This window comes from Crocinitomix algicola (genome assembly GCF_001661595.2).
Classification (GTDB): domain Bacteria; phylum Bacteroidota; class Bacteroidia; order Flavobacteriales_D; family Crocinitomicaceae; genus Crocinitomix; species Crocinitomix algicola.
On record NZ_LYPF02000043.1, the window covers coordinates 1 to 2,180 of the forward strand.

1 protein-coding gene and 1 pseudogene are annotated in these 2,180 nt (G+C 43.7%); both read left to right on the forward strand.

Going from position 1 to position 2,180, the window contains the following annotated elements; all coding sequences use genetic code 11:
* A partial coding sequence (locus A8143_RS16520) for a T9SS type A sorting domain-containing protein (protein WP_139134420.1) occupies positions 1 to 733 on the forward strand: 733 nt, incomplete at its 5' end.
* A gap of 147 nt (positions 734 to 880) precedes the next feature.
* A pseudogene (locus A8143_RS17105) lies at positions 881 to 2,180 on the forward strand (hypothetical protein); the annotation flags it as partial.

Below are 2,180 nucleotides of genomic sequence, written 5' to 3' on the forward strand. Positions count from 1 at the left end.
TCCTGCAACTGCTTCAGTTGAAGTGTCTGTTGTTGGATTACCGGACGTAACCGCAAGTGCTGATAACGATGCTATTTGCTTAGGTCAACCAGTAACTTTAACTGGTGGTGGTGCAAGTGAATATGAATGGTCGCCTGCTTCGATTACTAACGGAACTCCATTTGTACCTGAAACAGCTGGATCATATACTTATACTGTAATTGGTAAAGATAGCTTTGGCTGTACTAACGAAGCTACAATTACCATTACTGTAGCTGAACCAATGTCTTTGACTTTTGAAAACACTTTACCAACCGACGGAACAGATGGTGAAATTGACTTAACTGTTCATGACGGTGTCGCTCCATTCACTTTTGATTGGGACAATGATGGACTAGGTGATATGGATGATGACGAAGATCTTATTGGTGTTGGACCTGGCGCTTACACTGTTATTGTTACAGGGGCTTCGGGTTGTACGGAAGAGATGATTATTTTCCTTGATTCTCAATTAAGTATTGATGATTTAAATGAAAATATAGCAATCTATCCTAATCCTACTACAGAAAATGTAACAATTGAAATGGAAGGTCAATTTAACTACACCCTTCAAACCATTCAGGGAGCAACACTTTTAACTGGTGTTGGCAACCAAATTGAAACAATCTCTTTAGAAAATTATGAGAACGGAACCTACCTAATTTCGATTCAAGTTGAAAATCAACTATCAACATTGAAAATTGTTAAACAGTAGGTATAGAAGATAATAGAAAGCACGGTTAATCACCGTGCTTTTTTTCTATTCAAAAATGACCTGAGTTAAAAAAACGCACAACAACCAACTTTTTATACGAAGTTTTTTTTTAATCTTTGAATTAAATATTAACCTAAATAAAAAGTCATGAGAAAAAAACTACTCAAGGTTTCACTGTTGTTAGCCTTTGGTGTCATGAACCAAATTGCCTACAGTCAATTAATCTACAACTTCACGAATTGTGGAGCAACTGGTCAAGACGGACCAGAGCCTGCAGACATTGCAGCCGAATATGCCGGCACTACTCTTGATGGTTTGGTCACAGGGTCAGACGGAATTCAATTATGGACAGTACCTGAAACAGCGAGTTATTCTATTGAGGTATTCGGAGCCCAAGGCGGCAATGATGGTGGGCTAGGCGCTCGAATGTACGGCGAATTTGAATTAAATGCCGGAGATGAATTAAAAATTTTAGTTGGTCAACAAGGTGGTTCAACAGATGGATTGCACGGAAGTGGAGGCGGTGGTACATTCGTCACGTATGCGGATAATACCCCAATTATTATTGCTGGTGGTGGTGGTGGCCACGGAAAAGGCTCTCCAGGTATCAACCCAGAAACTAATGGATCAATGGATGAATCCGGACAAACTCCCCCTTCCTCTGGATCACCTGGAGGTGTAGATGGTGGTGGAGGTGCTGCAGCGAGTGGAGCCACTGGTGGCACAGCTGATACACCCGGCGCAGACTCACCCGGCTCAACTTGGGCCAGTGGCGGTGGCGGATTGCTTACACGCGGTGGTGCTTGTAGTGCAGGAAGCGTACCAGGAGGAAGAGCATTTGTAGACGGCGGAAGAGGAGGTGATCCTGCAGCTTCTGGAGCAAATTCTCCTGGAGGATTTGGTGGCGGCGGAGGTGCCGGTGATCGTGGAGCTGGTGGTGGAGGATACTCTGGTGGCGGTGGCGGTCAGAACAATAATGACGGCGGCGGTGGCGGCGGTTCTTTTAATTCTGGCATAAATCAAGATAATGAATCTGGATTTCAAAGTGGCGATGGACTTGCTATTATCACTAAACTTTGCGTTGGATTAGACTTAACCGTTTCAGATTATGGCCTTTGTATTGGTGAATCATTCACTGCATCTGCAGTTTCTGAAAGTGGCGCTGCCGTAACTTGGGATGGTGGTTTAGTTAATGACGTTCCGTTTACGCCTGGAGCTCCAGGACTATACACTTTTAACGCAACAAGTGCTGCCCCAGAAGATTGTGGCGCTCAAATCGAGATACTTGTTAATGAATATCCTGATGTTGTTGCGGGTGTTTCTGATACTGAAATTTGTTTAGGTGAATCTGTTGTTTTTGCAGGTGAAGGTGCTGCAACTTATACTTGGGATATGGGCGTGACAGATGGTGTCGCTTTTACTCCTGACGCTCTAGGTACTGTCACAT